Source organism: Neorhizobium sp. R1-B, from assembly GCF_004368875.1.
Lineage (GTDB): Bacteria > Pseudomonadota > Alphaproteobacteria > Rhizobiales > Rhizobiaceae > Neorhizobium > Neorhizobium huautlense.
In genome coordinates this window covers 1-1,169 of sequence record NZ_SOEM01000053.1, presented here as the reverse complement: position 1 = coordinate 1,169, position 1,169 = coordinate 1, and the positions used below count along the sequence as shown (strand labels likewise).

Below are 1,169 nucleotides of genomic sequence, written 5' to 3'. Positions count from 1 at the left end.
AATTGACCCCCCCTATTGCCTCACCCAGGGATGTTACCGAAGTGTTTGGCGCTGAGATGGCCGTTATCTTCTCCTGCCGCGGCGGGAGAAGATAACGGCGCGCGCTCCATCCAGTCTCCATCGAGAATAATCTGCCCGGCTGTTTCGATGCGCCAAGCCTTGATGGCCATTTGCACCGTCCGCAGGCTTTTCTTCGTGAAGCGTGACGGATCGGCGCTCATTAGACGCTCTAGGACCGAGGCTGCCGAGACCGCCGGATCCGCCTCAAGCCACGCTCGAATCTGGGGCTCGAATGGCTCCAGCATGCTCTGCCTTTTCGGGTAAGGCTTGGTCCGACGATATGGCCTCCGATGTGTCGGCCGTTTCTCCCCAACCTGCCAGGCGGTCTTCAGGCTCAAGGTGAAGCGTTGCAGATCGACGGCGACCGGTTCTTCGGATCTGGCGTTTAGGCCACGCCGATCGACACGCCTTCCGAGCTCCTCCTGGGCGGCGCGGATCCCGGCAAACAGTATCACTGGATCCGCGCTTTCCAACATCGCCTTTAGCCGATCCTTGTCGGCCTCGGCCACAGCGGAATGGGCCAGCACTCGCGCAGCAGGCGGCACGGGCGGATGGTAGCGTTTGATGACACGAGCGCCGATCCGCGTCTTCTCCCGCAACTTGAACGAAGGTTGGAACAGGTTGCCATGCAGACGCACCACCTCATAGAGGCGAGCCAGCGCTGTCGTCGCCTCCGCGCCGACGAACCTTCCGTAACCGACCAGCCTTCGCACGATCGCACCGTTCTTCTGCTCGACCCAGGCTTGATCGTTCTTTCGATACGCGCGCGAACGGGTCACCTCCAAGCCCTGGCTTCGACACCAGCAGACCACCAGTTCGTTCATGAAGGCGCTGTCATTGTCAAAGTCGACGCCAAGCAGCGGAAATGGAAACTGCGAGCGGGCCTGCTTGATGGCAGCGATCACCAGGCCGCTTTCGCGCGTCCGCACCGGCACGCACTCGGTCCAGCCCGTGGCGATATCGGTCAGCACCATCGTCTGCGTGAAGCTGCCGGACGAAGAGGTACCCGAATGGGCCACGAAATCGACCTCGACGTAACCGGGCAACGGATCGTTCCAGTCCCCGAAAGTGCGCACCGGGACCGACCGGCGAACTGCGGAACTCATTCC

At 61.8% G+C, this 1,169-nt stretch carries 1 protein-coding gene; it reads right to left on the bottom strand.

The window, feature by feature from the left end; translation table 11 throughout:
- Nucleotides 1-20: 20 nt before the first annotated feature.
- On the bottom strand, nt 21-1,169 hold a 1,149-nt coding region (locus tag EDE05_RS26640), incomplete at its 5' end, for a DDE-type integrase/transposase/recombinase (protein ID WP_134103321.1).